Raw genomic sequence first — 26,239 nt, forward strand, 5'->3', positions numbered from 1 at the left:
ATGATCTCCAGGCTGTTGGTCGCCAACCGGGGCGAGATCGCCTGCCGGGTGTTCCGAACGTGCCGGGAGCTGGGCATCGGGACGGTCGCCGTGTACTCGGACGCGGACGCGACCGCCCTGCACGTACGGGAGGCGGACGCGGCGGTACGGCTGCCGGGGGCGACGCCCGCGGAGACGTATCTGCGCGGCGACCTGGTGGTGAAGGCGGCGCTCGCGGCGGGCGCGGACGCGGTGCACCCGGGGTACGGCTTCCTGTCCGAGAACGCGGAGTTCGCGCGGGCGGTGGAGGCGGCGGGATTGGTGTGGATCGGCCCTCCGCCTTCCGCCATCGAGGCGATGGCCTCGAAGACGCGGGCGAAGGAGCTGCTGGGCATCGCGCCCCTGACCTCGGTGACCGAGGCCGACCTGCCGGTCCTGGTGAAGGCGGCGGCCGGCGGGGGCGGGCGTGGCATGCGGATCGTCCGCGAGCTGGGCGCCCTGGAGGGGGAGCTGGCGGCGGCCTCGGCCGAGGCGGCGAGCGCGTTCGGGGACGGCGAGGTGTTCGTCGAGCCGTACGTGGAGAACGGCCGCCATGTGGAGGTCCAGGTCCTGGCGGACGGGCACGGTACGGTCTGGGCGCTCGGCACCCGCGACTGCTCGCTCCAGCGCCGCCACCAGAAGGTGATCGAGGAGGCTCCGGCGCCGGGGCTGGCGCCCGGGCTCGTCTCCGAGCTGTACGAGAGGTCCGTGGGCGCGGCGAAGGCGGTCGGGTACGTGGGCGCGGGGACGGTCGAGTTCCTGGTCGCGGACGGACGGGCGCACTTCCTGGAGATGAACACGCGGCTTCAGGTGGAGCATCCGGTGACGGAGGAGGTCTGGGGGGTCGACCTGGTGGCCCTCCAGTTGTCGGTGGCCGAGGGCACCCCGCTCCCCCCGGAGCCCCCGACCCCGAGCGGTCACGCGATCGAGGCCCGGCTCTACGCGGAGGACCCGGCCTCGGGCTGGACGCCGCAGGCGGGCGTGCTGCACGCGCTGGAATTCGGTGCGGGGCCCTTGGAGCGGACGCGCCCGCCAGGGCGCCGTCCCGTTGTGCCCACCCTCCCCCAGACTTCGTCCGGGGGGACCCCCACCGCCCCAGCGGGACGAATGCCCACAACGCGCGTGGATGCCGGTTACACCTCCGGGGACGTCATCGGCGTTCACTACGACGCCATGCTCGCCAAAGTCGTCGTCCATGCCCCCACCCGTGCCGAAGCCGTGCGCAAGCTCGTGCATGTCCTGGAGTCCGCCCGGATCCACGGGCCCGTCACCAACCGGGACCTGCTCGTCGCCTCCCTGCGGCACCCCGACTTCCACGACACCGCACGCCTCGACACCGGGTTCTACGAGCGGAACCTCGACGCGCTGACGCAAGCGCCGGCCGGGGAGGTGTACGCCGCTGTCGCCGCTGCGCTTGCGGAGGCCGTCGGCAATCAGGGGCGGTTCGGGGGCGGGTGGCGGAACCTTGCCTCGCAGGACCAGGTCAAGGCGTACGGGGACCACGAGGTCCGATATCGAGTGACCCGGGCCGGGTACACCGTCACCGCACCCGAGGGCGTCCGTGTCGTGAGTGCCGCACCCGACCGCGTGCGGCTCGAAGTCGACGGGGTCGTACGGGACTTCGACGTCGCCCGACACGGGGACACCGTGCATGTCGGCCCGCACCGGCTCACCCCCCGCCCCCGCTTCCCCGACCCCCGCGAGCAGACCGCCCCCGGCTCCCTGCTCGCGCCCATGCCCGGCACCGTCGTCCGCGTCGCGGACGGCCTCGCGGTCGGCGCGCGGGTCACCGCCGGGCAGCCGCTCCTCTGGCTGGAGGCCATGAAGATGGAGCACCGCGTCATCGCCCCCGCCTCCGGCACGCTCACCGCGCTCCACGCCGCCCCCGGCCGCCAGGTCGAGGTCGGTGCCCTGCTCGCCGTCGTACAGACCGAAGCCCAGGAGGATCAATGAGCAGCACCGTCGTCGAATCCGCCGAGCACACCGCCCTCCGCTCCGCCGTCTCCGCCCTGGGCCGCCGCCACGGCGGTACCGGCGCCGTCGACCACGACGCCCTCTGGGCCGAGGCCGGCAAGCTCGGCTACCTCGGTGTGAACCTCCCCGAGTCCCACGGCGGCGGAGGCGGCGGCATGGCCGAACTCTCCATCGTTCTGGAGGAGTTGGGCGCCGCCGGTGCTCCCCTCCTCATGATGGTCGTCTCGCCCGCCATCTGCGGCACCGTCATCGCCCGCTTCGGCACCGACGAGCAGAAGGGGGCCTGGCTGCCCGGCCTCGCCGACGGCTCCCGCACCATGGCCTTCGGCATCACCGAGCCCGACGCCGGATCCAACTCCCACCGCATCACCACCACGGCCACGAGGACCGAGGAAGGCTGGGTCCTCAACGGGCGCAAGGTCTTCGTCTCCGGCGTCGACATCGCCGACGCCACCCTCATCGTCGGCCGCGCGTCGGACGCCCGTACGGGCAACCTGAAGCCCTGCCTCTTCGTCGTACCCCGCGACACCCCCGGCTTCGGCCGTCGCAAGATCGACATGGAACTGGACGCCCACGAGAAGCAGTTCGAGCTCACTCTCGACGACGTGCACCTGCCCGCCGACGCCCTCGTCGGCGACGAGGACGCGGGTCTGCTCCAGCTCTTCGCGGGCCTCAACCCCGAGCGGATCATGACGGCCGCGTTCGCGATCGGCATGGGCCGCTACGCCCTCGACAAGGCGGTCGCCTACGCGAAGGAGCGCCAGGTCTGGAAGTCCCCGATCGGCGCCCACCAGGCCATCGCCCACCCGCTGGCCCAGGCCCACATCGAACTGGAGCTGGCCCGCCTGATGATGCAGAAGGCGGCCCACCTCTACGACGCCGGTGACGACATCGGCGCCGGCGAGGCCGCCAACATGGCGAAGTACGCGGCCGGCGAGGCCTGTGTGAAGGCCGTGGACCAGTCCGTCCACACCCTCGGCGGCAACGGCCTCACCCGCGAATTCGGCCTGGCCCGCCTGATCACCGCCTCCCGCGTGGCCCGCATCGCCCCGGTCAGCCGCGAGATGATCCTCAACTACGTGTCCCACCAGTCCCTGGGCCTCCCCAAGTCGTACTGACGGGGCGTGGGACCATCCCGTCATGGAGATGAGCGAGCCCCTCGTGTGCCGGTACTGCGACTGGGACCGGTTCGAGGTGTCCGGGGGCGAGTGGTGGTGCGAGGGCTGCTGCCTGCCGCTCGGTGTACGGGACGGGGACATGAATCCCGACGACGCGGTGGTGCGCTCTCAGCCGGTGTGAAGGAGCCGGAAGCGGTCGGGTGCCGCCGGGTCCCGGTCCACGACCTGGACCGGCGGCCAGGCCCATTGCCACACGCCGATCCCCGGCGCGCGGGAGAACCGGACCTTGCCGCGCGTGCCTTCGACGGCGACGCGCGGCCAGGACTCGGGCGCGTCGCCCTTGGCACGCAGCACCTCGGCGAGGACGGCGATCGTGTCGTACCCCTCGAAGGCGACGAAGGAGGGCGCGGCGGCCAGCCGTTGACGGAGGGCCGACTCGACGCGGGCGCCGAGGGGGCCGAGGCTCTCGGGCAGGTAGCGCAGGAACGGGATCCCGGTGGCGTCGGCGCCCAGGAGCGTCGCCCATTCGGCGAACTCCGGCTGCCCGGCGGGAGCGCCGATCAGGACGTCGGCGAGGCGCCGGTCGCGGCGGACGGACCGGACGATCGACACGGCGGGGTCCGGGAAGCCGGTCAGCAGGAGGAGGGCTGTCGCGCGGTGGGCGACGAGTTCCTCGCACACGGCCTCGGGGGAGAGGGCGCGGGCGTCGAGTTCGGTGACCGTACCGCCGTGTGGAGCCAGGTGGTCCCGGAGGATGCGGGTCCCCGATGCCCAGTAGACGCTCGGCTCGGCCGCCACGGCGACGCGTCGGTGGCCCGCGCCGAGGAGGAAGTCGGCGTAGATCCGCCAGCTGTGGGACTGCGCGGGGGCGAGCCGCGCGACCCGGTCCGTCGGCCCTTCGGTGAGCGTGTCGAGCACCGCCGAGGAGCAGAGGAACGGCAGACCGAGCGCGTCCGCCCGCGCGGCGGCGGCGCGGGCGACGACGCTGTGGTACTCGCCCACCACGGCGGCCACGCCCAGGCCTGCCAGTTCCTCCACGGCCGCCGCGGCCTTCTCCGGGTCGGCCGCGGTGTCGCGGACCACCAGCTCAAGGGGGCTTCCGTCGATCCCGCCGGCCTCGTTGACCTCACGGACGCCCAGTTCGAGCCCGGCGAGCAGGTGGCGGCCCGCCTCGACCCATCCGGGCCGCGTCAGCGGGACAAGAGCGCCGATCTGGAGGGATGGTGGCGTGTTCATGCGGGGAGTCTCCCATCGGTCCGCTGCCCCGGCCACCAAATCATGCAGGCGTGCTTGATTGTTTCCCGGGGTGCTGACAGGGTCTCCCCAAGTCGTACTGAGCGGGTCCATGCTGACGCCACCGTCCGACACGAAGGGGCACGCATGGTGTTTCACAGTGAGTACGCGGATGTTCCGGCCGTCTCCCTCCCCATCCACGAGGCCGTCCTCGGCCGTGCCGCCGAGTTCGGCGACACCCCGGCCCTGATCGACGGGGCGGGCGAGCTGAGTCTCACGTACGCCCAGGTCGACGCGTTCCACCGGCGGGTCGCCGCCGGTCTCGCCGAGGCGGGTGTCCGCAAGGGCGACGTCCTCGCCCTGCACAGCCCCAACACCGTGCTGTTCCCGATCGCGTTCTTCGCCGCCACCCGCGCCGGCGCGTCCGTCACCACCGTCCATCCGCTGTCCACGCCCGAGGAGTTCGCCAAGCAGCTGCGCGACTCCTCCGCGCGCTGGATCGTCACCGTCTCCCCGCTCCTCGCGGCGGCCCGCCGGGCCGCCGAACTCGCGGGCGGGATCGAGGAGATCTTCGTCTGCGACCAGGCCCCAGAGGGCGAGGGGATCCGCTCCCTGCAGTCGATGCTCGCCACCACCGCCCCCGAGCCCGCCCTCACGATCGACCCGGACGAGGACGTCGCCGCCCTGCCGTACTCCTCCGGCACCACCGGCGTCCCCAAGGGCGTGATGCTCACCCACACCTCGATCGCCACCAACCTCGCCCAGCTCCACCCGCTCGTCCCCATGGGCCCGGGCGACCGCATCCTCGCCGTCCTGCCCTTCTTCCACATCTACGGCCTCACGGCCCTGATGAACGCGCCGCTGCGGCAGGGCGCGACCGTCGTCGTCCTGCCCCGCTTCGACCTCGACCAGTTCCTCGCGGCGATCGAGAAGCACCGCATCAACGGTCTGTACGTGGCTCCGCCGATCGTCCTCGCGCTCGCCAAGCACCCGGCCGTCGCCGACTACGACCTGTCCTCCCTGGAGTACATCGTCAGCGCCGCCGCCCCGCTCGACGCCTCCCTCGCCGAGGCGTGCTCGGCCCGGCTGAAGCTGCCGCCGGTCCGCCAGGCGTACGGGATGACGGAGCTGTCCCCGGGCACCCACGCCGTCCCCCTGGACGCCGTGAGTCCTCCGCCCGGCGCCGTCGGCAAGCTGCTCCCCTCCACCCAGATGCGGATCCTGTCCCTCGACGACCCGTCGAAGGACGCCGAGCCGGGCGCGGAGGGCGAGGTCGCCATCCGGGGCCCGCAGGTCATGAAGGGCTACCTGGGCCGCCCCGACGCCACCGCCGACATGATCGACGCGGACGGCTGGGTGCACACCGGCGACATCGGCCGGGTCGACCAGAACGGCTGGCTGTTCGTCGTCGACCGGGTCAAGGAACTCATCAAGTACAAGGGCTTCCAGGTCGCCCCGGCCGAGCTCGAAGCCCTCCTGCTCACCCACGAGGGGATCGCCGACGCGGCCGTGATCGGTGTGAACGACGAGGAAGGCGCCGAGATACCCAAGGCGTTCGTCGTCCGGCAGCCGAGCGCGGCGGGCCTGAGCGGCGAGGACGTCATGGCGTACGTGGCCGGGCAGGTCGCCCCGTACAAGAAGATCAGGCGCGTGGAGTTCGTCGACGGGGTGCCGCGCGCCGCGTCGGGGAAGATCCTGCGCCGCGAACTGAGGGACCGCGAATGAAGGTGGACCGTTGAAGCTGGACCGTGGCATCGCCACGCTGACCCTGGACTCCCCGGAGAACCGCAACGCCCTCTCGGCGGCCCTGGTCGCCGAGCTGGCGGAGGCGCTGACCGAGTGCGGACAGGACCCGGCCGTACGGGCGGTGGTCCTCACCCACACCGGCTCGACGTTCAGCGCCGGCGCCGACCTGAAGGCCCCGCCGAGCCCGTACGCCTTCGTGGACCTGCTCCGGCGGCTCGTGGAGCTGCCGAAGCCGGTGGTGGGGGTCGTGCGCGGCCATGTGCGGGCGGGCGGACTGGGGTTGCTGGGGGCCTGCGACATCGTGGTGGCCTCGGAAGGGTCGGACTTCGCACTGACGGAGGTACGGATCGGGGTCGCGCCCGCCGTCATCTCGCTGACGCTGCTGCCGAAGCTGGAGCAGCGGGCGGCGGAGCGGTACTACCTCACGGGGGAGCGGTTCGGGACGGCGGAGGCCGTACGGATGGGTCTGGTGACGGCCCCCGAGGACGATCTGGACGCGATCCTGGACGGGCTGCGCAAGGGGTCCCCGCAGGGGCTGGCCGAGTCGAAGCGCCTGGTCACGGCTAAAGTCCTGGAGACCTTCGAGCGCGACGCGGAGGACCTGGTCCAGAGGTCGGCCTCGCTCTTCGCCTCCGCAGAGGCGCGCGAAGGGATGACGGCCTTCCTCGAACGACGGGACCCTGAATGGCGGCTCTGACCGGCCCGAAGCAGGACAGGAGCCGCGCCACCCGGCAGCGGCTCCTGGAGGCGGCGGTGTCCTGCCTGGCCGAACACGGCTGGGCGGGATCCACCGTTGCGGTGGTGGCCGAGCGCGCCGGGGTCTCGCGAGGCGCCGCGCAGCACCACTTCCCGACCCGGGAGGACCTGTTCACGGCGGCGGTCGAGTACGTCGCCGAGGAACGCTCCCAGGCCCTGCGCACCCTCCCGGCCCGCGACCGCCGCGAGGCCGTCGCGGCGCTGGTCGACCTCTTCACGGGCCCTCTCTTCCGCGCCGCCCTCCACCTCTGGGTGGCGGCGGCCCACGAGCCGCAGCTCCACGCCCGGGTCACTGAACTGGAGGCCCGCGTGGGCCGGGAGTCCCACCGCATGGCGGTGACCCTCCTCGGCGCGGACGAGTCGGTCCCCGGGGTACGGGAGACGGTCCAGGGCTTCCTGGACATGGCCCGCGGCCTGGGCCTGGCGACCCTCCTGACCGACGACAAGGCGCGCCGCGAAGGGATCGTCGCCCAGTGGTCGAAGCTCCTGGACGAGGCCCTGGGCTGAGCGCCGCCCGATCCCTGCCCGGCCCGCGGTTCGACCGCGGTGCGCGGTCCCGTCGCCTGACGGGACCGGTCGGTCGCCGGACCCGTCGCCGTGCTCAGGCCGGTACGGACAGCGCGGCGAGGTAGCCGGTCAGCGCCGCCGCGGTGCCGGCGAGGGGGAAGCGGGCGCCGAGCTGCCCGTCCGGGCGGACGAGGAAGCCGGTCGGACCGTCGGGGCGGTAGATCCGGGCGAACTCGCCCGCCGCGTCGAGGTACCCGGGGACGCTCCCGGTGCCGAAGTCGGCGGCGGAGGCCGCCTCGCGGGCGAGCACCGCGACGGTCTGCAGGCTGCTCTCGGGGCCCTGCCCGTCGCTTTCGGAGAGTCCCGGTCCGGGGCGCCCCGCGAAGGCCGGCGGCTCCGTGCCGGGCGCCTTCCGCCCGCCGACCGCGGTGGCGACCACGGCGCCGGCCTCGGCGGCCCTGGCCAGGTCGGCGGGGTCGGTCGCGTACAGCAGCAGCACGTGCCCGGTGCGGCCGCGCAGGACGTCGAGCAGGCGCAGCGGGTACGCGGCGACGGGGACGGTCAGGCCGGCGCAGTCCGGGGCCCGGTCGCCGGGCTGGGGCGCGTCGTCCGGGCCGTACGGGCGGCCGGCGAGCGGACCGTTCCGATAGGCGACCAGCAGTTGGGCCTCCCGGAGCATCAGGGTTCGCGGGTTCTCGGGGTCGGTCTCCATGCCCTGGGTGGCGTGCCGGACGGTCCGTCCCACGACCTCCTCGCCGACCGGGCGGCGTTCGGCGTCGTAGCTGTCGAGCAGGGCGGGTCCGGCCTCTCCGCGCACGACGAGGGCGAGTTTCCAGGCCAGGTTGCAGGCGTCCTGGATGCCGGTGTTCATGCCCTGGGCGCCGGTGGGCGGGTGGATGTGGGCGGCGTCGCCCGCGACGAAGACCCGGCCGTCGCCGTAGCGGTCGACGATCCGGTGGCTGATGCGGAACACGGAGGACCAGCGCAGCGTGGAGACGCGGGTGGGGGTGGGGGCGAGGCGGTCGACCACGGCCTGGATGTGGGACAGCTCCGGCGCACGGCTGCCCTCCAGACCGTGTGCCACGCCGTCGCCCTGAGCGGCACCCTGGGAGGAGAGCTCGGGCGGGACCGTCATCGACATCCGGTAGCGACTCGTCCCGGGCAGCGGGATGCAGACCAGCACGTCGTCCGTCGCGCCGTCGTCGGTGCGGTGCATGGACCGCAGGCCGTAGCCGGGCGGCAGGTCCCAGTCCGCCTCGACGTCGCCCAGCATGTACTCCTCCGGGAACGCCCCGCCCTCGTAGCTGAGGCCGAGGCCCTTGCGGACTGTGCTGTGCGCGCCGTCGCAGCCGACGAGGTATCCGGTGCGGATCTCCTCCTCCGCGCCGGAGGCGGTCCGCAGCCGGGCGGTGACCCCGTCCGCGTCCTGGGCGAACGACAGCAGTTCGGTGCCGCGTTCGACGGTCGTGCCCAGGCCCGTGACGTACTCCTCCAGGAGGCGCTCGGTCTCGTACTGGGGCAGCGCGGCGAATCCGTACGGCACCTCGGGCGGCAGCGTGAGCTCGATGCGCCCCTGCTCCCGGCCGTTGACGTGGATCAGCTGGCCGCGCAGCGGAACAGCGGCCTCCAGGACGGCGGGGGCAAGACCCATCCGGTCCCAGATCTCCAGGGTGCGCGGCTGGATGCCGACCGCCTTGGCGTAGGGGAGGCGGGCCGGCAGCCGGTCGACGAGCCGGCAGCGGACCCCGCGGCGGCGGAGTTCGGCGGCCGCGCTCAGCCCGACGGGGCCGGCGCCCACGATCAGTACGTCGGTTGTACGGGTGTGTGCCACGGGTGCCTCCCTGAACACCAGGCCCCCGGACCGTCCCGTGGACCATGGTCACCCGGTGGCGTGACCCGCGCCACATACGTCCCGCGCGCCTCGCAGTACGCTGGTCCCATGCTTTCGCTCGTACGCCGCCGCCACGTGGACTTCCTCCGCGTCACGAGCATGGGCTGTCGGCGCTCCGCCTGACCTCGAAGCCCCCTCTCCACTTCAGGCACCCGCGCCCCCGCCCCACCCCTGGCGGCGCGCCCGGGCCCCGTACACCCCGCGGACGCACACCATGACGTACAGCTCCCAGCTCCCCATCGTCGACCTCTCCGCCGCCGACCGCGGCCCCCAGGCCCGGCGCCTCCTCCACGCGCAGCTCCACAGCGCGGCCCACGACGTCGGCTTCTTCCAGCTCATCGGGCACGGCATCACCGAGGCCGAGACGACGGCCCTCACCGCCGCCATGAAGGCCTTCTTCGCCCTCCCCGAGGCCGACCGGCTCGCGCTCGACACCACCAACTCGCCGCACTTCCGCGGCTACACCCGCATCGGCGACGAACGCACCGGCGGCTCCCGCGACTGGCGCGACCAGCTCGACATCGGCGCCGAGCGCCCCGCGCACGTCCCCGGCCCCGGCGAGGCCCCGTACTGGTGGCTCCAGGGACCGAACCAGTGGCCCGCGGCCCTTCCCGAGCTGCGCGTGGCCGCCCTGAACTGGGTCGAGCGCCTCAGCGGGGTCGCCGAGCGGCTGCTGCACGAGCTGCTCGCCTCGATCGGCGCGCCCGCCGGCTTCTACGACGACGTCTTCGGCGACCGGGCCCACCCGCACCTCAAGCTGGTGCGCTACCCGGGCAGCGCCGGCGACGGCGCCGACCAGGGCGTCGGCGCCCACAAGGACTACGGATTCCTGACCCTGCTGCTCCAGGACCACGTCGGAGGACTGCAGGTGGAGCGCGAGGACGGTCTCTTCCACGACGTACCGCCGCTGCCGGGCGCCTTCGTCGTCAACCTCGGCGAGCTCCTCGAAGTGGCCACGAACGGCTATCTGCTCGCCACCAACCACCGGGTGGTCTCCCCGCCCGGGGCGACGGAGCGCTACTCCGTCCCGTTCTTCTACAACCCGCGGCTCGACGCCCGGATCGCCCCGCTGCCCTTCCCGTACGCCTCCACGGCGCCCGGGATCACGACCGACCCGGCGAACCCGCTGTTCGCCGAGTACGGCCGCAACGAACTCAAGGGCAAGCTGCGCGCCCACCCGCTGGCCGCGGCCCGCCACCACGCGGATCTGCTGCTCGCGGAGGAGCGCCCGCTCGCGACCGCCTGACCTCACCACCGCCCGCGCCCCGGGCCCGGCCCGGGGCGCCTGACATGGCTCGGCCCGGCCCGCGGTCGCGGTGCCGGGCCCGGCCGGGGCGGGCTGTGCGGGCTCGCCCCGGTACGCCTGTGCGGGCTGAGTCAGCCCGCGAACGCCGCCAGGTCGGCGTAGCCCGCGATCTCCCGCGGGTTGCGCTGCCCCGGACCGGTGTACCGGGCCGAGGGCCGGACGAGGCGGCCGGTGCGCTTCTGCTCCAGGATGTGCGCCGACCATCCCGCCGTACGGGCGCAGCTGAACATCGACGTGAACATGTGCGCCGGCACCTCGGCGAAGTCCAGCACGATCGCCGCCCAGAACTCCACGTTCGTCGCCAGGATCCGGTCCGGGCGGCGGTTGTGCAGCTCCTCCAGGGCGGCCTTCTCCAGCGCCTCCGCGACCTCGAAGCGCGGCGCGGCCAGCTCCTTCGCCGTACGGCGGAGCACGCGGGCGCGCGGGTCCTCGGCGCGGTAGACGCGGTGGCCGAAGCCCATCAGCCGCTCGCCCTTGTCGAGGGCCTGCCTGACGTACGCGGTGGCGTCGCCGGTCCGCTCGATCTCCTCGATCATGCCGAGGACGCGGGACGGGGCGCCGCCGTGCAGCGGGCCGGACATGGCGCCCACGGCGCCGGACAGCGCCGCGGCCACGTCCGCACCGGTGGAGGCGATGACGCGCGCGGTGAACGTGGAGGCGTTCATGCCGTGCTCGGCGGCCGAGGTCCAGTACGCGTCGACGGCCTTGACGTGCTTCGGGTCGGGCTCGCCGCGCCAGCGGATCATGAACCGCTCGACGACCGACTCGGCCTTGTCGATCTCGCTCTGCGGGACCATCGGCAGACCCTGGCCGCGCGCGGACTGGGCGACGTACGACAGGGCCATGACGGCGGCCCGGGCGAGGTCGTCGCGGGCCTGCTCGGCATCGATGTCGAGGAGCGGTTTGAGGCCCCACACCGGGGCGAGCATGGCGAGCGCGGACTGGACGTCGACGCGGATGTCACCGGAGTGCACGGGGATCGGGAAGGGCTCGGCCGGCGGCAGACCGGGGTCGAACGCTCCGTCGACGAGCAGACCCCAGACGTTCCCGAACGAGACGTGACCGACCAGATCCTCGATGTCGACGCCGCGGTACCGAAGAGCGCCGCCCTCCTTGTCCGGTTCGGCGATCTCCGTTTCGAACGCGACGACTCCCTCGAGTCCGGGTACGAAGTCGGACATCAGGCGGCTCCTCTTATCGATGATCAATCATCCGTCGGTTGGCGGGACCTGTTGGGGGACCTGTTGGTCGGGAAGTAACAGTCATCCAGCCGAAGAGTCTGTACGGTTCCGATGATGCGGGGAAGCGTGACATCCGGCACACTCCGCCGATCCGGCAAGGAAGGGTTAGCGGCCTGCTGTACCGGGCAGACTGCGTCTCTGCGGCAGGATGGCCCCTGTGACTGACGCTCTCGATCCCGCCGACATGCGCGAGCAGTACCGCACCACGGAGCTGACTGTGGCCGACCTCGCCCCCGAACCGATCGAACAGTTCACGCGCTGGTTCAAGGAGACCGCCACGAATCCGGCGATCCACGAGCCGAACGCGATGGTCGTCTCGACCGCGACCCCCGACGGCCGGCCGTCCTCCCGCACGGTGCTGCTGAAGCACTACGACGAGGACGGCTTCGTCTTCTACACCAACTACGGCTCCCGCAAGGGCGGCGAGCTGGCGGCCAATCCGTACATCTCGCTGCTCTTCCCCTGGCACCCGCTGGCCCGCCAGGTCATCGTCACGGGCCGGGCGGTCCGCACCGGCCGGGACGAGACGGTCGCCTACTTCCGCACCCGCCCGCACGGCTCCCAGCTGGGCGCCTGGGCCAGCCACCAGTCCTCGGTGATCGAGTCGCGCGACGAGCTCCTCGCCCGGTACGACGAGCTGGCCGCGCGCTACCCGGAGGACGAGCAGGTGCCGGTGCCGCCGGAGTGGGGCGGCTTCCGGGTCGTACCGGAGACGGTGGAGTTCTGGCAGGGCCACGAGAACCGGCTGCACGACCGGCTGCGGTACGTGCGGGTCGGGGACGGCGACGACTGGCGGGTGGAGCGGCTGTCACCCTGACAGCTTCGTCGCCTCGCTCAGGGCCGTGGATACGGCGTGCGGGATGTCCGTGACCGGGAACTGCGTGTGCCGTACGGTCCGCTCCCGGTCCACGATCAGGATCGCCCGCTTGAGCCGGAGCGCCTGCCCGGCGCGGAAGGTGGGGAGCCGGAGCGCCGCCGAGAGGCGGGCGTCCATGTCGGACAGGAGCGGGAAGGGGATCTCCTCGGCGGCGGCGAAGGCCCGCTGCTCGTCGGGGCGCTGGGTGGAGACCCCGTGGACGGCGATCCCGGCCGCCGTGAAGTCCTCGTACGCGTCCCTGAACAGGCGGTTCTCCAGCGTGCAGCCGACGGTGCCGGGGATGTCGTCCCAGCCCTCGGGCAGCGGGCTCGGCCGCCCGGTCGCCGGGTAGCAGAAGAGCACGGTGGCGGCGGCGTCCGGGTCCACCGGGTCCCGCTCGACGCCGGTGTGCGCGGGCAGGGTGAGGCGCGGCAGCCGGGTGCCGGGGAGGCCGTGGACGCGGTGGGCCTCGGCGCCGTGCTCGTCGGCGGAGGCGGTGAGCGTGCCGTCGCCGAGCAGCCAGCGGTCGGCCCAGTCCTGCATCGAGACCAGGACGGGGAGCAGGGCCCGTCCGGACGGGCTGAGCCGGTACTCGTACCGCACCGGCCCCTCCTGGTAGGGCACCTTGTCGAGCACGCCGCTGTCGACCAGCTGGTGCAGCCGCTCGGTGAGGACCTTGCGGGAGATGCCGAGCTCGCTCTGGAGCTCGTCGAAGCGGTGTCGGCCGCGGGCCGTCTCGCGGACGAGCAGCAGGCTCCACCAGTCGCCGACGACGGCGGCGGCCTGGGCGATCGCGCAGGCGGCATCGTGCTCGGGCACGGCTCGGGCCATGGCGCTCCTCCTCGGTCGGGCGATCGCTCCATCTTGCGCCATCGAGTGAGTTCCCGATAGAAACTCAGTGTAAGTTCCCGAAGGAAACTCACTGGGAAGATCGTTTGGGGGAGGGGATCGTTTCCATGCCCATAGCCTGGGCAACCGCCTGGCGCACCTGGCAGATGACCCGCCGCGCCTATCCATGGACCTACGCCGTCGGCACCGTCCTGCCCGCCGCGCTCGCCATCGCGCTCGCGTACTTCGGCTACCACGCCATCGGCGGCGGAGCCGTCGCCGACGACTTCACCGAAGGCAGCGGAACCGCCGCCTACCTCGCCTACATCGTCGTGGGCGCGACCGCCTTCAACTTCACCGTCCGGCTCATCCTCTGGTCCGCGAAGGCCCTGATCACCGAGCAACGGCAGGGCACCCTCGGCGCCCTCCTCATCGCACCCGCCGGCCGCTTCCCGTACCTCGCCGGCTTCACCGCCTTCGCCGTCCTCAGCAGTCTCGTCGAGTTCCTCGCCCTCGGCGTCGTCGTCGCCCTGCTCGGCATCTCCGTCCCCGTGACCTCCGTCGCCGGCCTGCTCCTCGGCGCCCTCGCGCTGATCGGCGCCGTCTTCGCGCTCTCGGTCGGCCTCGGCGGGCTCATGATCGCCGCCGGCGAGGCGCACATCTCCCAGAACACCGTCTTCATCGTCCTCGGCCTGGTCGGCGGCTTCACCTTCCCGCGCGCCTATCTGCCCGAACCCGTCCAGTGGTTCGCCGAACTGCTCCCCACCACCGCGGCGACGGACGTCCTGCACGCGGCGACCACGGGCGGCCAGTCCCTGCCCGACCTGCTGACGAGGCTGGCGGTCTGCGCCGCCGTCAGCGGCGCGTACCTGCTCCTGGGCCTGCTGTACCTGCCGCGGGCCGAGGCCCGCGCCGTAGAAAGGACGTACTGACATGACGGGCATTCAGGTCCGGTCCCTGCACAAGGGCTTCCCCGTACGGAGCAAGGGCATCTTCGGCGCCAGGGACGTCAAACGGGCCGTCGACGGCCTCGACCTCGACATCCCGCCCGGCCGGATCACCGGCCTCCTCGGCCTCAACGGCGCCGGCAAGACCACCACCATCAAGATCCTCGCCACCCTGCTGCGCCCGACCTCCGGCACGGTCACCGTCGACGGCCTCGACACCGTCGCCGACGCCCGCGCCGTCCGCCGCCGCATCAACCTCATCGCCGGCGGCGAGCGCATGGTCTACACCCGCATGACCGGCCGGGAGAACCTCTGGTACTTCGGCCAGCTCTACGACGTCCCGAAGCGCGAACTGCGCTCCCGCATCGACGAGTTGCTGGCCCTGGTCGGCCTGACCGACGCGGCCGACACCATGGTCGAGCGCTATTCGCGCGGCATGACCCAGCGCCTCGCCATCGCGCGCGGGCTCGTCAACACCCCCGACTACCTGCTGCTCGACGAACCGACGCTCGGACTCGACGCCCCGATCGCCCGCGACCTGCGCCGCGTCGTCGCCCGCCTCGCCGAGGAGGGCACCGGCGTCCTGCTCACCTCCCACTACCTCGCCGAGGTCGAGGAGCTCTGCGGCCACGTGTACGTGATCTCCGCCGGCCGCCACCTCGCGGAAGGCAGCCCGGCGGAGCTGAAGGCGGCCACCGGCAGCCACCGCACGATCCGCCTGACGGTGACGAACCCGGGCGAGGGTACGGCGGCGGTGGCGACCCGCTTCGGCGCCACCTCGGAACGCCTGCCCGGCGGAGGGGAGTTGATCACCCTCCGCCACCCGGACGACATGGCAGGACCGCTCGCCGCCGCCGTCGTCGAGGCGGGCGGGTCGATCGGCGGCCTGGAGATCGCGGAGGCCAGCCTGGAGGACGCGATCCTGGCGCTCGCGGAGACCGGCGAGGAGGCCCTCGTATGACCCACGCCCTGCGGGTCTTCACCGCCGAAGCACTGAAGCAGCACCGCCGCCTCTTCGGCCAGCCGCTCGTCGTCTTCTCGATGCTGGTCTGGCCCGTCCTCCAACTGGCCACCACCTACTACACGCTGCGCCCCGTCGCCACGGCCTCACCGGCCGCCGCGAACTGGCCGCTCGCCGCCGACCCCGACCGGCTCCTCGCCTTCCTGGCCACCGGCACCCTCGCGTACGCCTTCTTCTTCTCCCTCGTGCAATCGGCCTGGCACCTCTCCTTCGAGCGCACCACCGGCACCCTGGAACTCCTCTTCCTCTCCCCTGCCGGCCGCCTCACCCTCATGATCGCCAACGGCGCGGGAGCCCTCCTCCAGAACGCCTGGCTGCTCACCTGCTTCACCGTCGCCGCCCTCACCGGCTTCGGCGCGCTGTCGGTCTCGGCCTGGTGGATGTACGGAATCGTCCTCCTGGCCCTGCTGATCCCGGCGGTCGCGTGGGGAGCGTTCCTCAACAGCCTGCTGGTCTTCTCCCGCGACTCGGCCTTCCTCTACACGATCCTCGACGAGCCCCTGTGGTTCGTCTCGGGCGTCCGCCTGCCGCACTTCGCCCTACCGGCGGCGATCCAGGTGGTGGGCGCGGTCTTCCCGCTCACGGGCAGCCTCATCGCCGTACGCGGCGCGCTCCTCGAACACCGCACGCTGACGGAGCTCGCCCCGACACTCCTGGGCCTGCTCCTGCTGAGCGGACTCCTGCTCGCCGCGGCCGCGGTGATCCTGCGGGTGGGGGAGGCCAGGTCCCAGCGGACGGGCAAGCTCTCCCTGGCGTAGGGCCCGCCCTTCCGCTCACACACCGTGACGACATATCAGAATCCGATCGGATGAACTTACGGAATGGGCCGTCGATGGGTGCCCGCTCTCCGGCGCCGTGCACGCACAGTGAGCGCCAGGCAATCGTGTCCATCGAAGGAGAGAAACCATGCACGGACCACACAGTCACTCCGGCGGCGAGCGCTCACGGCACCGGCGGATCGCCGCCGCCCTCTGCGCACCGGCGCTGGCCGCGGCGGCCCTGGCCGGCCCGGCCGCGAGCGGGGCGAGCGCACAGCCGGCCACGTGTTTCGGCGCGGTGGCCACGGTCACCGGTACCCAGGGCACCCCCGGGGACGACGTGATCATCGGTACGGCGGGTGTCGACCGCATCGACGGCGGGGGCGGCAACGACAAGATCTGCGGCCTCGGCGGCATCGACGTCCTCGCCGGCGGCGCCGGTGACGACAGTGTCGCCGGAGGCACGGGCGACGACCAGGTCGACGGCGGCCTCGGCGACGACGTGCTGGTCGGCGACTCGCACGCCGACGGCGACTCGACCGGCTCCGCCGGCCGCGACCGGCTCACCGGTGGCGGGGGGCACGACAACATGTTCGGGGACAACGCGGCGGCGGGCGGCAGGGCCGAGGGCGGGGCCTCGGACACGCTCGACGGCGGCGACGGCGACGACTCCCTCACCGGCGACAGCTCCGGTGACAGGGCCTTCGGCGGCGGGAGGGACGTCATCACGGGCGGCAACGGCAACGACGTCGTCGTGGGGGACTCGTTCGCCGTCCTCGAAGCCGAGGGCGCCGGGGACGACACGATCCTGGAGGGTGCCGGTGAATTCGGGTTCGTGACGGGGGACAGCAGCGCCCTCGACGGGAACGTCGGCGGAGCGGGCGGCGACGACTCCATCGACTTGGGCCCGGACGGTGGCTTCGGCGCGGTGGGCGACCACATGTCCAGCTTCGGCCGGGCCGTCGGCTCCGGCAGGGACCGCATCTCGGGTGGTTCCGGGGACGAGATCGTGCTCGTCGGCGACAGCATGGTGAGCGACGCCACCGGAGCCACAGCCGCCGGGGACATCGTCAACGGCCGGGGCGGCGCCGACCGGATCTTCGGCGACAACACCGACGGGAACTTCGAATCCACCATCGGCACTGCCGGTGGCGCGGACTGGCTGGGCGGCGGCGACGGCGACGACTTCCTGCGGGGCGGCCCCGGTCCCGACGGCCTCAACGGCGGCGCGGGCACCGACGACTGCGACGGCGAGTCCGGCGCGGACATCGAGACCGGCTGCGAGGCCTGAGGGCTGGGCCGAAACGCAGACGACCCGTGGGCCTTGGTCCCGTCCGCTCGAGTTCGGACGGGAGCCGGCCGGACTCACCGGCGGCCCACGGGTCGGGTGACTGCGTGGTGTTCGGCAGGTGGCCTGCCGAGGTGCACAGAGTGCGACGGCAGGCCGTTAGCCCGCAGTCACCTCACGAATCCGAAAAGAAACCATGTTCTCGGATCACCTCCTTTCGCGTGTGCTCCACACCCTAGGAAGTCCGACGCGAGGGCTCAAGCGATTTAAAAGGCGGCGCCCGACCGAGGGCGGGGCTCCCCGGGATGTCGTCGCTCCTCACCCGGCCCGTGTTCGTTTCCGCGACGCTACGATTTCATTGAACCGGGTGTGTCCTGCGTCACGTTCGAGTTGAATGATCGGGGGCGTGCGGATGCACGCGCGTACACCGTCCTGCAGGGGGTGCCGGGATGAGTGCTTCCAGGAGTGAGACCGCGCAGCGGCGTGATGCCGACGGGCCGGGGCCGGGCTCCGATCTGTTGGCCGCGTTGCTCGACGGGATGGACGCGGCGCTCTGCGCCTTCGACGCCGGCGGGACCGTCACGCACTGGAACCGGGAGGCCGAGCGGATCCTCGGCTGGTCGGTCGGAGAGGCCGTCGGGCGGCGCGGGTTCGCCGGGTGGGCGGCGCGCCGTGCGGACGCGGACGAGGCGTTGGCGCGGCTGATGGGCGCGATGGAGGCGCCGGGGCGCGTGGTCCACGAGTTCGCGCTGCTGCGCAAGGACGGCGGCAGGGTGCTCGTACGGACGCAGTCGGCGGGCGTGCGGGGCGCGGACGGTGAACCGGCCGGCGTGTACTGCGCGTTCAGCGAGGTGCACGCCCAGATCGACCTGGAGCGGTCGATCGCGCTCAGCGAGGCGCTGTTCGAGGACGCGTCCTGGGGCGTCGTCCTCGTCGACGTCGATCTGCGGCCGACGGTCGTCAACGGGCACGCGGCACGGGCGATGGGCACGGGGCGTACGACGCTGCTCGGCCGCCCGTTGGGCGAGCTGATCGTGCGGGGCGCCGAGGAGTTGGAGGGCGCGCTCCACCATGTCCTGGCGGAGGGCGCGCCGCGGGCGCTCGCCGAGGTGTGGGTGACCTTGCGGACCGCGGAGGGCGAGCGGCGGCGGTGTTGGCGCAGCGGATTCGTCCGGCTGGCGTCGCCGCTGGCGGAGGAGCCGGTGCCGCTGGGCGTGGGGTGGCTGTTCCAGGACGTCACGGACGAGCGGCTGGCGGAGCAGGAGGCGGACCGGCTGCGGTTCCGGTACAGCCAGCTGCACCGGGCGGGCGCGGCGGCGGCCGAGTGCGAGGACCCGATGGAGGCGGCGACGGTCCTGCTGGACTTCGCGCTGGCCGGGTTCGCCGACCACGCGCTCGTCGACGTGGCGGCGGGGGAGCGGCGGCTCGTCCGCGTGGCGGCCACCCCGGGCGGCGAGCCCGGCCCGGTCGTCCCGGTCGCGGGCGGCGGTATCCCGCTGCGCTACGCCGCGGGCCACCCGGTCCTCCAGGCGATCTCCCGCATCGGCCCGGTCCGCGCATCGGCCCAGGCGGCGACCTCGGCGGCCGCCGAGGACTGGGCGGCGGAGCGCCACTGGCCCCGGGACGCCGTCCACGCCCTGTGCATGCCCTTGCGCAGCCGCGGCCGGACGCTGGGCGTCCTGACCTTCCTCCGCGGCGCGTCCCGCACGGCCTTCGAGCGCCCGGACGCGGTGTACGCGGAGACGGTGGCGGTGCGGGTGGCGGCGGCGCTGGACCTGGCGGGCGCGGGAGCGGAGGCGGGCGCCCCGTCCTGACCTCTCTCGTCCCCGTGGCCCCGGCCTTACCCTGATCCCCATCGGTTCGCGATCGATCTTCGCGAACGCGTCCGTCACATCAGGGGTGGGGATTCCTGTGACTGCGATTTCACTGCGCGCCAAGCTGATCGGAATGGGGAGCGGGGCCGCCGTACTCGGAGGCGTCGCGGCCATCGTCATCGGCGTGCTGTCGAGCGAGGGCTATCTGCCGGGGGACGGCATGCAGCGCGTCTGGGAGGCGCCGCGCGACCGCGACGCGGCCGACCACGGCAACGCGAGCTGGCTGCACGGCGATGTCGTCGTCCGTTCCCGCTTCGACTCGGTCACCGGGTACGACGTGGCGACCGGCCGCAAGCGGTGGGAGTACGTGGTGCCGGGGCAGGCCGAGATCTGTGCCACCGGCTCCACCGCGAGCCGGGACGGCATCGCGGTCGTCGCCTTCGGGGTGGACGGCGACTCCGCCGAGGAGGGCGCGGGCTGCACCACCGCCGCCGCGATCGACCTGAAGACCGGCGACGAGCTGTGGCGCACCCCGATCACGTCCCACTCGGGCCGCTTGGACGCGGAGCCCGACCTGGTCGCGGTCGGCGGCGGACTGGCGGTGGTCCGGGACACCGACCCCGGCAGCGCGTACGACAAGACCGTCCCGGCCGGCGAGGCGCTGCGCGCCGTCGACGCCCGTACCGGCAAGCCGCGTTGGAAGGCCGCCGTGCCCAAGGGGTGCGTACCGCACCGGGCCGGCGCGGGCGAGAAGCAGGTGGTGGCGGTGCTGGTGTGCGAGCGGACCGAGCTGCGGATCGCCGCCTTCGGCATCGCCGACGGCAAGGCGCTCTGGTCCGGGCCGCTCGACGCCCGGCGGCCGGTCGCGGACGACGCGACGGTGTCGCTGCGCTCGGTCGAGCCGCTGGTCGTCCAGGTCGATGCGGAGCAGGAGCGCGGTGTGCACGCGTTCCTGGCGTTCGGGGCGGACGGGAAGCCGCGGGGACGGATCGAACTCACCGGGGAGTACGGGGAGATCATGGCCGACTCCGCGGGGAAGGTCGTGGTCACCGACGACCGGCTGATCGCCTTCGCCGAGTACCCGTACGAGTCCTACACCCGCCACCAGGTCGTCGGCTTCGACCTGGGCACGGGTGAGCCGGTGTGGCGCAAGGGCTTCGAGTTCGACGACGCCGTCGCGCTGCACGCGGGCGGGGGCCGGGTCACGGCGATGGTCTCCAGGAGCGGGAAGCGCGAGTGGGACGAGGACCTGCACGTCTTCGATGCGCGGACGGGCGAGGAGAAGGACGTCCGGAGCTTCAGCGAGGACGTCGACCGCATCGGCACGCTGGGGCTGCACGTCCACCCGGGCGGCCTGGTGATCGCGGTCCGCTGGGGCGACGCGGTCAGCCCGCTGTCGGCGTACGAGACGTGGTGACGGCCCGGACCGCGTAGGCGATCAGGGGCGGGGCTTCAGGTGCCCCGCCCCTGGTCAAGAGCCCCCCACGGTCGCCCCCTACGCCTGGAGCGCCAGCGTCGGTGACAGCCGGGACGCCCGTACGGCCGGGTACAGCCCCGCCACCGTCCCGATCACCAGCGTCGCGCCGAAGCCGCCGCCCACCGCCCACGGTGGCACCACCCACGGCAGTCCGCCCGTGTACGCGTACACGCCCGTCGCCGCGCCGCCGAGCAGCACGCCCGCCAGGCCGCCGAGGCCGGACAGCATCAGGGACTCCGTCACGAACTGGATCCTGATCTGACCCCTCGTCGCGCCCAGGGAGCGCCGCAGGCCGATCTCGTGGCGGCGTTCGAGGACCGAGATGATCATGGTGTTGGCGACGCCGACGCCGCCCACGAGGAGGGCGATCCCGCCGAGGCCGAGCAGCAGGGTCGAGAAGGCCCCCTCGGTCGCCGCCTTGGCCTGGAGCGCCGCGGACGGGTCGCCGACCGAGACGTTCTGCGGGTTCCGCGGGTCGATCGTCGGGGCGAGCAGCTGCTGGACGGTCCGTACGGACGCGTCGGTGGACCGCTCGTACACCGCCGTCGGATGCCCGTCGAAGCCGAGCAGCTTCTGCGCGCCCTCCCAGCCGACCAGCGCCGAGCGTTCGATGTCGGGCGCGAGCGGCAGCGGGTCGAGGATGCCGACGACGGTGAAGTACCGGTCGTCGATCCAGACCTGCCGGCCGGGTTCGGTGATGCCGAGCCGCTCGGCCGCGACATGCCCCAACACCACCGAGGGGTACCGCCCGTTGGCGGCGTTCAGCCAGGTGCCGGACGCCGTCCCGCCGCGCAGGACGGCGAGCAGCCGTTCCGTGGCGGCCTTGACGGCGATGCCGCCCGTCTCGCCCTCGGGGATCTTCTCGGAGCGCCGGACCGTGCGGTCGAGGTCGGCGGTCGCGCCGACCTCCTCGACGCCGTCGATCCGGCCGACCATGCCCACCGCGTCCTTGGGCAGCTCGACCTCCTCCCCGCTGAACATCCCCTCGCCGGGCTTGGCCACCAGCAGGTTCGTGCCGAGCGCGTCGAGCTGCCGCATCAACTGGGCCTGGCTGGAGGCCGATATGCCCACGACCGCGATCATCGTGGCGATCCCGATGGCGATGCCGAGCGCCGACAGCACCACCCGTACGGGCCGGCTGCGCAGTCCGGCCGAGCCGACGTGGAGGACGTCGCGCGGCCCGAGCCGCGCGGCCTTCACTACGTTTCGAGTACGGAGAGACATCACGCGGCGACCTTTCCGCGCGCCGTGTCCGCCACGACCCGCCCGTCGCGGATGCGGACCTGGCGCGGCAGCCGCCCGGCGATCTCCGTGTCGTGGGTGATGACCGCGATCGTCGCGCCCTGCCCGTTGAGGGCGTGCAGCAGGTCCATCACCGCCTCGCCGGACGCCGAGTCCAGCGCGCCCGTCGGCTCGTCGGCGAGCAGCAGAGCGGGTTCGCCGACCACCGCGCGGGCGATCGCGACGCGCTGCTTCTGTCCGCCGGACAGTTCGTGCGGTCGGTGTCTCATCCGGTCCGCGAGACCGACGCGGGCGAGCGCCTCGGCCGCCATCGCCCGGCGCCGCGCCCGGGGGAGCCCGGAGTAGAGCAGTCCCTCGGCGACGTTCTCCAACGCGCCGACCCCGGGCACCAGATGGAACGCCTGGAACACGAAGCCGATGTGGCGGGAGCGCAGCGCGGACAGCCGGCGATCCGTCAGCGAGGCCACGTCGTGGCCGGCGATCTCCACCGTCCCGGCGCTGGGCCGGTCCAGGGTGCCGACGATGTGCAGCAGGGTGGACTTGCCGGAGCCGGAGGGGCCGACGATGCCGAGCAGTTCCCCCGCGCCGACGGTGAGATCCACGCCGTCGAGCGCCCGGACCCCGCCCGCGTACTCCTTGGTGACCCCGGAGAGCCTGACGACCGTGGTCATACGGACGGCACCCCGACCTTCATGCCCTCGCGCAGCCCTCCGCCGCTGATCTCGACCCGGCCCTGGCCGAACATGCCGAGCTCGACCTCGACGTCCCGCGCCGTGCCGTTCTCGACGACCTGGACGCCGAAGCCGCCGCCGGGCAGGGCGAGCAGCGCGTTGACGGGCACGGAGAGCACGTTCTTCCGGGTCTCGCCGGTGAGGTCGACGGTGACCGGGGACTGGTCCACGCCCGTGACCTTCTGCGGGGAGTCGAAGGAGACCGTGATGTCGATCTTCGGGGAGCGGTCCTGCGGATCGCTGCCCGCGGAGGCGGTCTTGCCCACCGACGACACCTTTCCCGGCGCCGTGGTCCCGTCCGGGAGCTGGACGGAGACCCGGGTGCCGGTCTTCGCCGAACCGGCGTCCGCGACCGGCAGCTTGAAGCGTACGACCCGCTCGGAGCCGCTCACGGTGAGCACCGGCCGGCCGGGCCCCACCTGGTCGCCGGTCGCGGCGCCCGCCTCCTTGACGCGTACCGCGCTGCCGGCGAAGGCGATCGCGTCGGGGCCCAGGGTGCCGGTCCGCTTCAGGTCGTGGGACTTCTGCCAGCGCCTCACGGCGTCGGCCGTGTTCTCCGTGTACTCCTCGTCGACGGTGAACCCGCCGTAGCCGAGGGCGGCGAGGTTCTCCTCCAGCTGTCGGACGTCCTTGCCCTCGTCGCCGGTCCTGAGGGTCCGGTACATGGGCTCGGCGCCGTACATGAGGCGGACGGGCCTGCCGTCGACCTCGTACAGCCGCTCGTCCCGCTCGACGGTGGAGCCGGTCGGGGCGATCCAGGTGAGGATCCCGGACGGCCCCGCGTTGATCTTCCGCTCGCCGAGGTACCCGAGCGTGCCGTCCTGCTGGGAGCTGTCGCTCAGGTCGCCGCGGGTGATCGGGGTCGTGGCGGGCGGCTGCTTCGAGTCCGCGGCGACCTGCCGTTCCTCGGGTGCGGCCAGGGCGGTCACCGCCGCGCCGCCGCCCGCGACGGCGACGATCGCCGCCAAGGCGGCCACGAGCTTGCGCCGGCTCATCGAGCCACGCTCTCGCAGGCCTTGTTCGCCTTCTCGAACTTCTTGGCCTCCGCGCCCTGGGGCATCGGCCGCGCCGCGGTCATCCCGCCGCCGCCGAACGTCGGGTCGGGCATGTCGAAGCCGTTCTTGCGCATGCACTGGGCGTACTTGATCATCTTGTCCTTCTCGGCCTGGGTCGGCTCCTTGCCCATGCCGGCCCCGCCCTTGCCCTGACAGGCCTTGAACGCCTTCTCCATCTTCTCCTTGGACACGCCGTCGCCGCCGATGGTCAGGCCGACGCCCTGCTCGCCCGGCTTGGGCTCGGGCACGTCCAGGCCCTGCTCGCGCAGGCACTTGCGGTGCTCCAGGGCCTGGTCGGCCTTCTTGCCCTCCTCGTTCACGCTCTCGCTCCCGCCGTCGGCCTTCTTGCCGTCGTCTGCGGTGCACGCGGTGGTGAGGAGGCAGAGCGCGGCGAGCGAGGCCGCGGCGGCCAGCTGGAAGGTCTCTCGGGTACGTCGAGTGGTCGTCATGGGCGGAAGCGTGTGCGGAGGAGGGGTTTCGTTTCTCTCAGCGGATCGGTTTACAGAGACGAAAGCCCTGTTCGGATAGACAGGGCCCATGCGTGTACTGGTGGTGGAGGACGAGGCGTTTCTCGCCGAGATGATCGCCGAGGGGCTGCGCCGCGACGCGCTCGCCGTGGACGTCGCGGGCGACGGCCTGGAGGCCCTGCGGAAGATGCAGTTCGGGGAGTACGACGTCCTCGTCCTCGACCGCGACCTGCCCGGGATGCACGGCGACGACGTCTGCCGGCGGGTCGTCGAGCAGCGCCTGATGACCCGGGTCCTGATGCTGACGGCGGCCGGGACGGTACGGGACCGGGTCGAGGGCCTCGGGCTCGGCGCCGACGACTATCTGGCCAAGCCCTTCGCGTACGACGAGCTGCTCGCCCGCGTCCTCGCCCTGGGCCGCCGCGCGCGGCCCGCGCTGCCGCCCGTCCTCGAACGGGCCGGGATCGTCCTCGACACCGCCCGCCGTCAGGCCGCCCGCGACGGGCGGCATCTGCATCTGTCGCGGAAGGAGTTCGCGGTCCTGGAAGCGCTGCTGCGGGCGGACGGGGCCGTCGTCAGCGGCGAGGACCTGATCGAGCAGGTCTGGGAGGAGCACACCAGCTACCGCACCAACGCGGTACGCGTGACCCTGAGCAAGCTCCGCGCGAAGCTGGGCGAGCCGCCGGTGGTCGAGACGGTGCCGGGCGCGGGCTACCGGATCGCGTCGTGAGGGCGGCGGCAGGGACGGCGCGGGCCTGGGCGCGCCGGGTCACGGGCGGCGAACGGGCCCGCCTGACGGCGCTGTACGGCGGGCTGCTCCTCCTGGCGGGCGCGCTGCTCACCGGAGTCGTGTACTTCCTGGTGAAGGAGGGCCTGTACTCCTCGATCAGCGTGGCCATGACGACGGCCGTGCCCGCGCAGCGACTCCAGGACCTGCCCGACGCCACGCCCAGCCCCCTGTGGAAGGAGGCCGTGCCCGCGAGCCCGGGACCGGTGCCGCCGGGCACGATCACGACCCGCGGCCTGGCGATCACCCGGGAGCTGAGCGACGCGGCCGAGGGCGCCGCGCTGGAGCGCCTCCTCACGGTCTCCCTGATCGTCCTCGCCGTGTACGCGGTCCTCTCGATCGCGCTCGCCTGGTGGATGGCGGGCCGGGTCCTGCGCCCGGTCGCCGTGATCACCGACACGGCCCGGCGGCTGTCCGGCGAGAACCTGCACGAGAGGATCGCCCTGGCCGGGCCGCCCGGGGAGCTGAAGCGCCTCGCGGACACCTTCGACGGCATGCTCGGGCGCATGGAGCAGCTCGTCTCCGCCCAGCAGCGGTTCGCGGCGAACGCGGCGCACGAGCTGCGGACCCCGGTCGCCGTGCAGCGGGCGGCCGCCGAGATCGGCCTTGCGGGGGAGCCGAGCCCGGAGCGGGTCGCCCGGATCCGGGCGAAGCTGATCGAGGTCGCCGACGACAGCGAACGGACCATCGACGGGCTGCTGCTCCTCGCCTCCTGCGAACAGGGGCTGCGGGAACGGCGGCCGGTGGCCGTCCACGAGGTCCTCGAGCGGGCCGTGGACGCGCTGGCGGGCGAGGCCGGCGAGCGCCGGGTGAGCGTCTCGGTGGACGCCCGGCCCCTGACGGTGCGCGGCGACGCGGTGCTCCTGGACCGGCTGGCGCACAACCTGGTCGTCAACGCGCTACGGCACAACGTCCCGGACGGCCGCGTCGAGGTCCGTACGGGCCCCGCCGGCATCGAGGTGACGAACACCGGCCCGGTGGTCCCGCCCGACACGGTCCCGCTGCTCTTCGAACCCTTCCGGCGCCTGACGGAACGCGCCCACGCCCCCGGCGAGGGCGCGGGCCTCGGGCTCTCGATCGTCGACTCGATCGCCCGGGCCCACGGCGCCACGGCGGAGGCGTTCCCGAACGCGGCCGGCGGGGGCCTGACGGTCAGGGTGCGGTTCGGGGAGTGAGGC

24 protein-coding genes are annotated in these 26,239 nt (G+C 73.1%); 16 read left to right on the forward strand and 8 right to left on the reverse strand.

Annotated features, from left to right (window positions below):
- Genes ACFV9D_RS13325 through ACFV9D_RS13335 form a run of 3 tightly spaced genes read left to right on the forward strand, consistent with a single transcriptional unit; the run spans position 1 to position 3,291 of the window.
- Positions 1-1,971 (forward strand): biotin carboxylase N-terminal domain-containing protein, encoded by a 1,971-nt coding sequence (locus ACFV9D_RS13325; RefSeq protein WP_385144828.1) that lies wholly within the window; start codon positions 1-3, stop codon positions 1,969-1,971.
- Positions 1,968-3,110: an acyl-CoA dehydrogenase family protein gene (locus ACFV9D_RS13330; protein WP_385144830.1), complete on the forward strand. Its 1,143-nt coding sequence runs from the start codon at positions 1,968-1,970 to the stop codon at positions 3,108-3,110. The genes ACFV9D_RS13325 and ACFV9D_RS13330 overlap by 4 nt, the downstream gene beginning before the upstream one ends.
- Before the next feature lie 28 nt (positions 3,111-3,138).
- On the forward strand, positions 3,139-3,291 hold the full coding sequence (locus tag ACFV9D_RS13335) for a hypothetical protein (protein ID WP_385144832.1): 153 nt from the start codon (positions 3,139-3,141) through the stop codon (positions 3,289-3,291).
- Here ACFV9D_RS13335 and ACFV9D_RS13340 read toward each other — a convergent pair.
- On the reverse strand, positions 3,279-4,346 hold the full coding sequence (locus ACFV9D_RS13340; RefSeq protein ID WP_385144834.1) for an ABC transporter substrate-binding protein: 1,068 nt from the start codon (positions 4,344-4,346) through the stop codon (positions 3,279-3,281). The genes ACFV9D_RS13335 and ACFV9D_RS13340 overlap by 13 nt on opposite strands.
- Before the next feature lie 144 nt (positions 4,347-4,490).
- On the opposite strand from ACFV9D_RS13340, the gene ACFV9D_RS13345 reads away from it, so the two are divergent.
- The 3 genes from ACFV9D_RS13345 to ACFV9D_RS13355 are packed head-to-tail and all read left to right on the forward strand — an operon-like array spanning position 4,491 to position 7,352.
- A complete protein-coding gene (locus ACFV9D_RS13345; protein ID WP_385144836.1) occupies positions 4,491-6,068 on the forward strand; it encodes a 4-coumarate--CoA ligase family protein in 1,578 nt (525 codons plus the stop codon).
- A gap of 10 nt (positions 6,069-6,078) precedes the next feature.
- The gene (locus ACFV9D_RS13350) at positions 6,079-6,786 is read left to right on the forward strand and encodes an enoyl-CoA hydratase family protein (protein ID WP_385144838.1); all 708 of its coding nucleotides are present in this window, start codon (positions 6,079-6,081) and stop codon (positions 6,784-6,786) included.
- On the forward strand, positions 6,774-7,352 hold the full coding sequence (locus tag ACFV9D_RS13355; RefSeq protein WP_385144840.1) for a TetR/AcrR family transcriptional regulator: 579 nt from the start codon (positions 6,774-6,776) through the stop codon (positions 7,350-7,352). The genes ACFV9D_RS13350 and ACFV9D_RS13355 overlap by 13 nt, the downstream gene beginning before the upstream one ends.
- A 94-nt stretch (positions 7,353-7,446) precedes the next feature.
- Here the strand turns inward: ACFV9D_RS13355 and ACFV9D_RS13360 are convergent, their stop codons facing one another.
- On the reverse strand, positions 7,447-9,183 hold the full coding sequence (locus ACFV9D_RS13360; RefSeq protein WP_385144842.1) for an FAD-dependent monooxygenase: 1,737 nt from the start codon (positions 9,181-9,183) through the stop codon (positions 7,447-7,449).
- 274 nt (positions 9,184-9,457) lie between these two features.
- On the opposite strand from ACFV9D_RS13360, the gene ACFV9D_RS13365 reads away from it, so the two are divergent.
- Positions 9,458-10,489 (forward strand): isopenicillin N synthase family dioxygenase, encoded by a 1,032-nt coding sequence (locus ACFV9D_RS13365; RefSeq protein ID WP_385144844.1) that lies wholly within the window; start codon positions 9,458-9,460, stop codon positions 10,487-10,489.
- A 131-nt stretch (positions 10,490-10,620) separates the two neighbouring features.
- Here ACFV9D_RS13365 and ACFV9D_RS13370 read toward each other — a convergent pair whose 3' ends face one another.
- Positions 10,621-11,730, reverse strand: a complete 1,110-nt coding sequence (locus tag ACFV9D_RS13370) for a citrate synthase 2 (protein ID WP_385144846.1) — start codon at positions 11,728-11,730, stop codon at positions 10,621-10,623.
- Between the two features lie 244 nt (positions 11,731-11,974).
- Here ACFV9D_RS13370 and pdxH point away from each other — a divergent pair, with 244 nt between their 5' ends.
- Positions 11,975-12,607: a pyridoxamine 5'-phosphate oxidase gene (gene pdxH, locus ACFV9D_RS13375; protein ID WP_385144933.1), complete on the forward strand. Its 633-nt coding sequence runs from the start codon at positions 11,975-11,977 to the stop codon at positions 12,605-12,607.
- On the opposite strand, the gene ACFV9D_RS13380 is transcribed toward pdxH, so the two are convergent.
- Positions 12,599-13,477: a winged helix-turn-helix transcriptional regulator gene (locus tag ACFV9D_RS13380; RefSeq protein WP_385144848.1), complete on the reverse strand. Its 879-nt coding sequence runs from the start codon at positions 13,475-13,477 to the stop codon at positions 12,599-12,601. The genes pdxH and ACFV9D_RS13380 overlap by 9 nt on opposite strands.
- 125 nt (positions 13,478-13,602) lie before the next feature.
- On the opposite strand from ACFV9D_RS13380, the gene ACFV9D_RS13385 reads away from it, so the two are divergent.
- The 6 genes from ACFV9D_RS13385 to ACFV9D_RS13410 all read left to right on the forward strand — a co-directional run bounded on the left by ACFV9D_RS13385 (position 13,603) and on the right by ACFV9D_RS13410 (position 20,719).
- Complete coding sequence (locus tag ACFV9D_RS13385; protein ID WP_385144850.1) at positions 13,603-14,406, forward strand: ABC transporter permease; 804 nt, start codon at positions 13,603-13,605, stop codon at positions 14,404-14,406.
- A 1-nt stretch (position 14,407) separates the two neighbouring features.
- Entirely contained in the window at positions 14,408-15,382 is a 975-nt protein-coding gene (locus ACFV9D_RS13390) for an ABC transporter ATP-binding protein (RefSeq protein WP_385144851.1), read from the forward strand.
- Positions 15,379-16,200, forward strand: a complete 822-nt coding sequence (locus tag ACFV9D_RS13395) for an ABC transporter permease (RefSeq protein WP_385144853.1) — start codon at positions 15,379-15,381, stop codon at positions 16,198-16,200. The genes ACFV9D_RS13390 and ACFV9D_RS13395 overlap by 4 nt, the downstream gene beginning before the upstream one ends.
- Before the next feature lie 148 nt (positions 16,201-16,348).
- Positions 16,349-17,491, forward strand: coding sequence for a calcium-binding protein (locus ACFV9D_RS13400; protein WP_385144855.1), 1,143 nt, complete (start codon positions 16,349-16,351; stop codon positions 17,489-17,491).
- 446 nt (positions 17,492-17,937) lie between these two features.
- Positions 17,938-19,302, forward strand: a complete 1,365-nt coding sequence (locus tag ACFV9D_RS13405; protein WP_385144857.1) for a PAS domain-containing protein — start codon at positions 17,938-17,940, stop codon at positions 19,300-19,302.
- Between the two features lie 97 nt (positions 19,303-19,399).
- Positions 19,400-20,719 carry a PQQ-binding-like beta-propeller repeat protein gene (locus ACFV9D_RS13410; protein ID WP_385144859.1) on the forward strand — a complete coding sequence of 440 codons (1,320 nt, stop codon included), beginning with the start codon at positions 19,400-19,402 and terminating at the stop codon, positions 20,717-20,719.
- A 78-nt stretch (positions 20,720-20,797) separates the two neighbouring features.
- Here ACFV9D_RS13410 and ACFV9D_RS13415 read toward each other — a convergent pair whose 3' ends face one another.
- From ACFV9D_RS13415 to ACFV9D_RS13430, 4 genes are read right to left on the reverse strand one after another with little or no spacing between them, the layout of a single operon-like run.
- On the reverse strand, positions 20,798-22,003 hold the full coding sequence (locus tag ACFV9D_RS13415) for an ABC transporter permease (protein WP_385144861.1): 1,206 nt from the start codon (positions 22,001-22,003) through the stop codon (positions 20,798-20,800).
- Positions 22,003-22,692 (reverse strand): ABC transporter ATP-binding protein, encoded by a 690-nt coding sequence (locus tag ACFV9D_RS13420; protein ID WP_385144863.1) that lies wholly within the window; start codon positions 22,690-22,692, stop codon positions 22,003-22,005. Before ACFV9D_RS13420 ends, ACFV9D_RS13415 begins: the two co-directional genes overlap by 1 nt.
- A complete protein-coding gene (locus tag ACFV9D_RS13425; protein ID WP_385144865.1) occupies positions 22,689-23,747 on the reverse strand; it encodes an efflux RND transporter periplasmic adaptor subunit in 1,059 nt (352 codons plus the stop codon). Before ACFV9D_RS13425 ends, ACFV9D_RS13420 begins: the two co-directional genes overlap by 4 nt.
- Positions 23,744-24,256, reverse strand: a complete 513-nt coding sequence (locus ACFV9D_RS13430; protein WP_385144867.1) for a hypothetical protein — start codon at positions 24,254-24,256, stop codon at positions 23,744-23,746. Before ACFV9D_RS13430 ends, ACFV9D_RS13425 begins: the two co-directional genes overlap by 4 nt.
- 88 nt (positions 24,257-24,344) lie before the next feature.
- On the opposite strand from ACFV9D_RS13430, the gene ACFV9D_RS13435 reads away from it, so the two are divergent.
- Together ACFV9D_RS13435 and ACFV9D_RS13440 are read left to right on the forward strand one after the other, a co-directional pair.
- Complete coding sequence (locus ACFV9D_RS13435; RefSeq protein WP_385144869.1) at positions 24,345-25,004, forward strand: response regulator transcription factor; 660 nt, start codon at positions 24,345-24,347, stop codon at positions 25,002-25,004.
- Entirely contained in the window at positions 25,001-26,236 is a 1,236-nt protein-coding gene (locus ACFV9D_RS13440; protein WP_385144871.1) for a sensor histidine kinase, read from the forward strand. Before ACFV9D_RS13435 ends, ACFV9D_RS13440 begins: the two co-directional genes overlap by 4 nt.
- Positions 26,237-26,239: the final 3 nt, after the last annotated feature.

Source organism: Streptomyces sp. NPDC059875 (genome assembly GCF_042731085.1).
Taxonomy (GTDB): domain Bacteria; phylum Actinomycetota; class Actinomycetes; order Streptomycetales; family Streptomycetaceae; genus Streptomyces.

Excerpts from the sequence above, each read along its gene's own strand:
- ACFV9D_RS13325 (WP_385144828.1), top strand. The coding sequence starts at position 1 with ATGATCTCCAGGCTGTTGGTCGCCAACCGGGGCGAGATCGCCTGCCGG.
- ACFV9D_RS13330 (WP_385144830.1), top strand. The coding sequence starts at position 1,968 with ATGAGCAGCACCGTCGTCGAATCCGCCGAGCACACCGCCCTCCGCTCC.
- ACFV9D_RS13335 (WP_385144832.1), top strand. The coding sequence starts at position 3,139 with ATGAGCGAGCCCCTCGTGTGCCGGTACTGCGACTGGGACCGGTTCGAG.
- ACFV9D_RS13340 (WP_385144834.1), bottom strand. The coding sequence starts at position 4,346 with ATGAACACGCCACCATCCCTCCAGATCGGCGCTCTTGTCCCGCTGACG.
- ACFV9D_RS13345 (WP_385144836.1), top strand. The coding sequence starts at position 4,491 with ATGGTGTTTCACAGTGAGTACGCGGATGTTCCGGCCGTCTCCCTCCCC.
- ACFV9D_RS13355 (WP_385144840.1), top strand. The coding sequence starts at position 6,774 with ATGGCGGCTCTGACCGGCCCGAAGCAGGACAGGAGCCGCGCCACCCGG.
- ACFV9D_RS13365 (WP_385144844.1), top strand. The coding sequence starts at position 9,458 with ATGACGTACAGCTCCCAGCTCCCCATCGTCGACCTCTCCGCCGCCGAC.
- ACFV9D_RS13370 (WP_385144846.1), bottom strand. The coding sequence starts at position 11,730 with ATGTCCGACTTCGTACCCGGACTCGAGGGAGTCGTCGCGTTCGAAACG.
- pdxH (WP_385144933.1), top strand. The coding sequence starts at position 11,975 with ATGCGCGAGCAGTACCGCACCACGGAGCTGACTGTGGCCGACCTCGCC.
- ACFV9D_RS13380 (WP_385144848.1), bottom strand. The coding sequence starts at position 13,477 with ATGGCCCGAGCCGTGCCCGAGCACGATGCCGCCTGCGCGATCGCCCAG.
- ACFV9D_RS13385 (WP_385144850.1), top strand. The coding sequence starts at position 13,603 with ATGCCCATAGCCTGGGCAACCGCCTGGCGCACCTGGCAGATGACCCGC.
- ACFV9D_RS13390 (WP_385144851.1), top strand. The coding sequence starts at position 14,408 with ATGACGGGCATTCAGGTCCGGTCCCTGCACAAGGGCTTCCCCGTACGG.
- ACFV9D_RS13395 (WP_385144853.1), top strand. The coding sequence starts at position 15,379 with ATGACCCACGCCCTGCGGGTCTTCACCGCCGAAGCACTGAAGCAGCAC.
- ACFV9D_RS13400 (WP_385144855.1), top strand. The coding sequence starts at position 16,349 with ATGCACGGACCACACAGTCACTCCGGCGGCGAGCGCTCACGGCACCGG.
- ACFV9D_RS13405 (WP_385144857.1), top strand. The coding sequence starts at position 17,938 with ATGAGTGCTTCCAGGAGTGAGACCGCGCAGCGGCGTGATGCCGACGGG.
- ACFV9D_RS13415 (WP_385144861.1), bottom strand. The coding sequence starts at position 22,003 with ATGTCTCTCCGTACTCGAAACGTAGTGAAGGCCGCGCGGCTCGGGCCG.
- ACFV9D_RS13420 (WP_385144863.1), bottom strand. The coding sequence starts at position 22,692 with ATGACCACGGTCGTCAGGCTCTCCGGGGTCACCAAGGAGTACGCGGGC.
- ACFV9D_RS13425 (WP_385144865.1), bottom strand. The coding sequence starts at position 23,747 with ATGAGCCGGCGCAAGCTCGTGGCCGCCTTGGCGGCGATCGTCGCCGTC.
- ACFV9D_RS13430 (WP_385144867.1), bottom strand. The coding sequence starts at position 24,256 with ATGACGACCACTCGACGTACCCGAGAGACCTTCCAGCTGGCCGCCGCG.
- ACFV9D_RS13435 (WP_385144869.1), top strand. The coding sequence starts at position 24,345 with ATGCGTGTACTGGTGGTGGAGGACGAGGCGTTTCTCGCCGAGATGATC.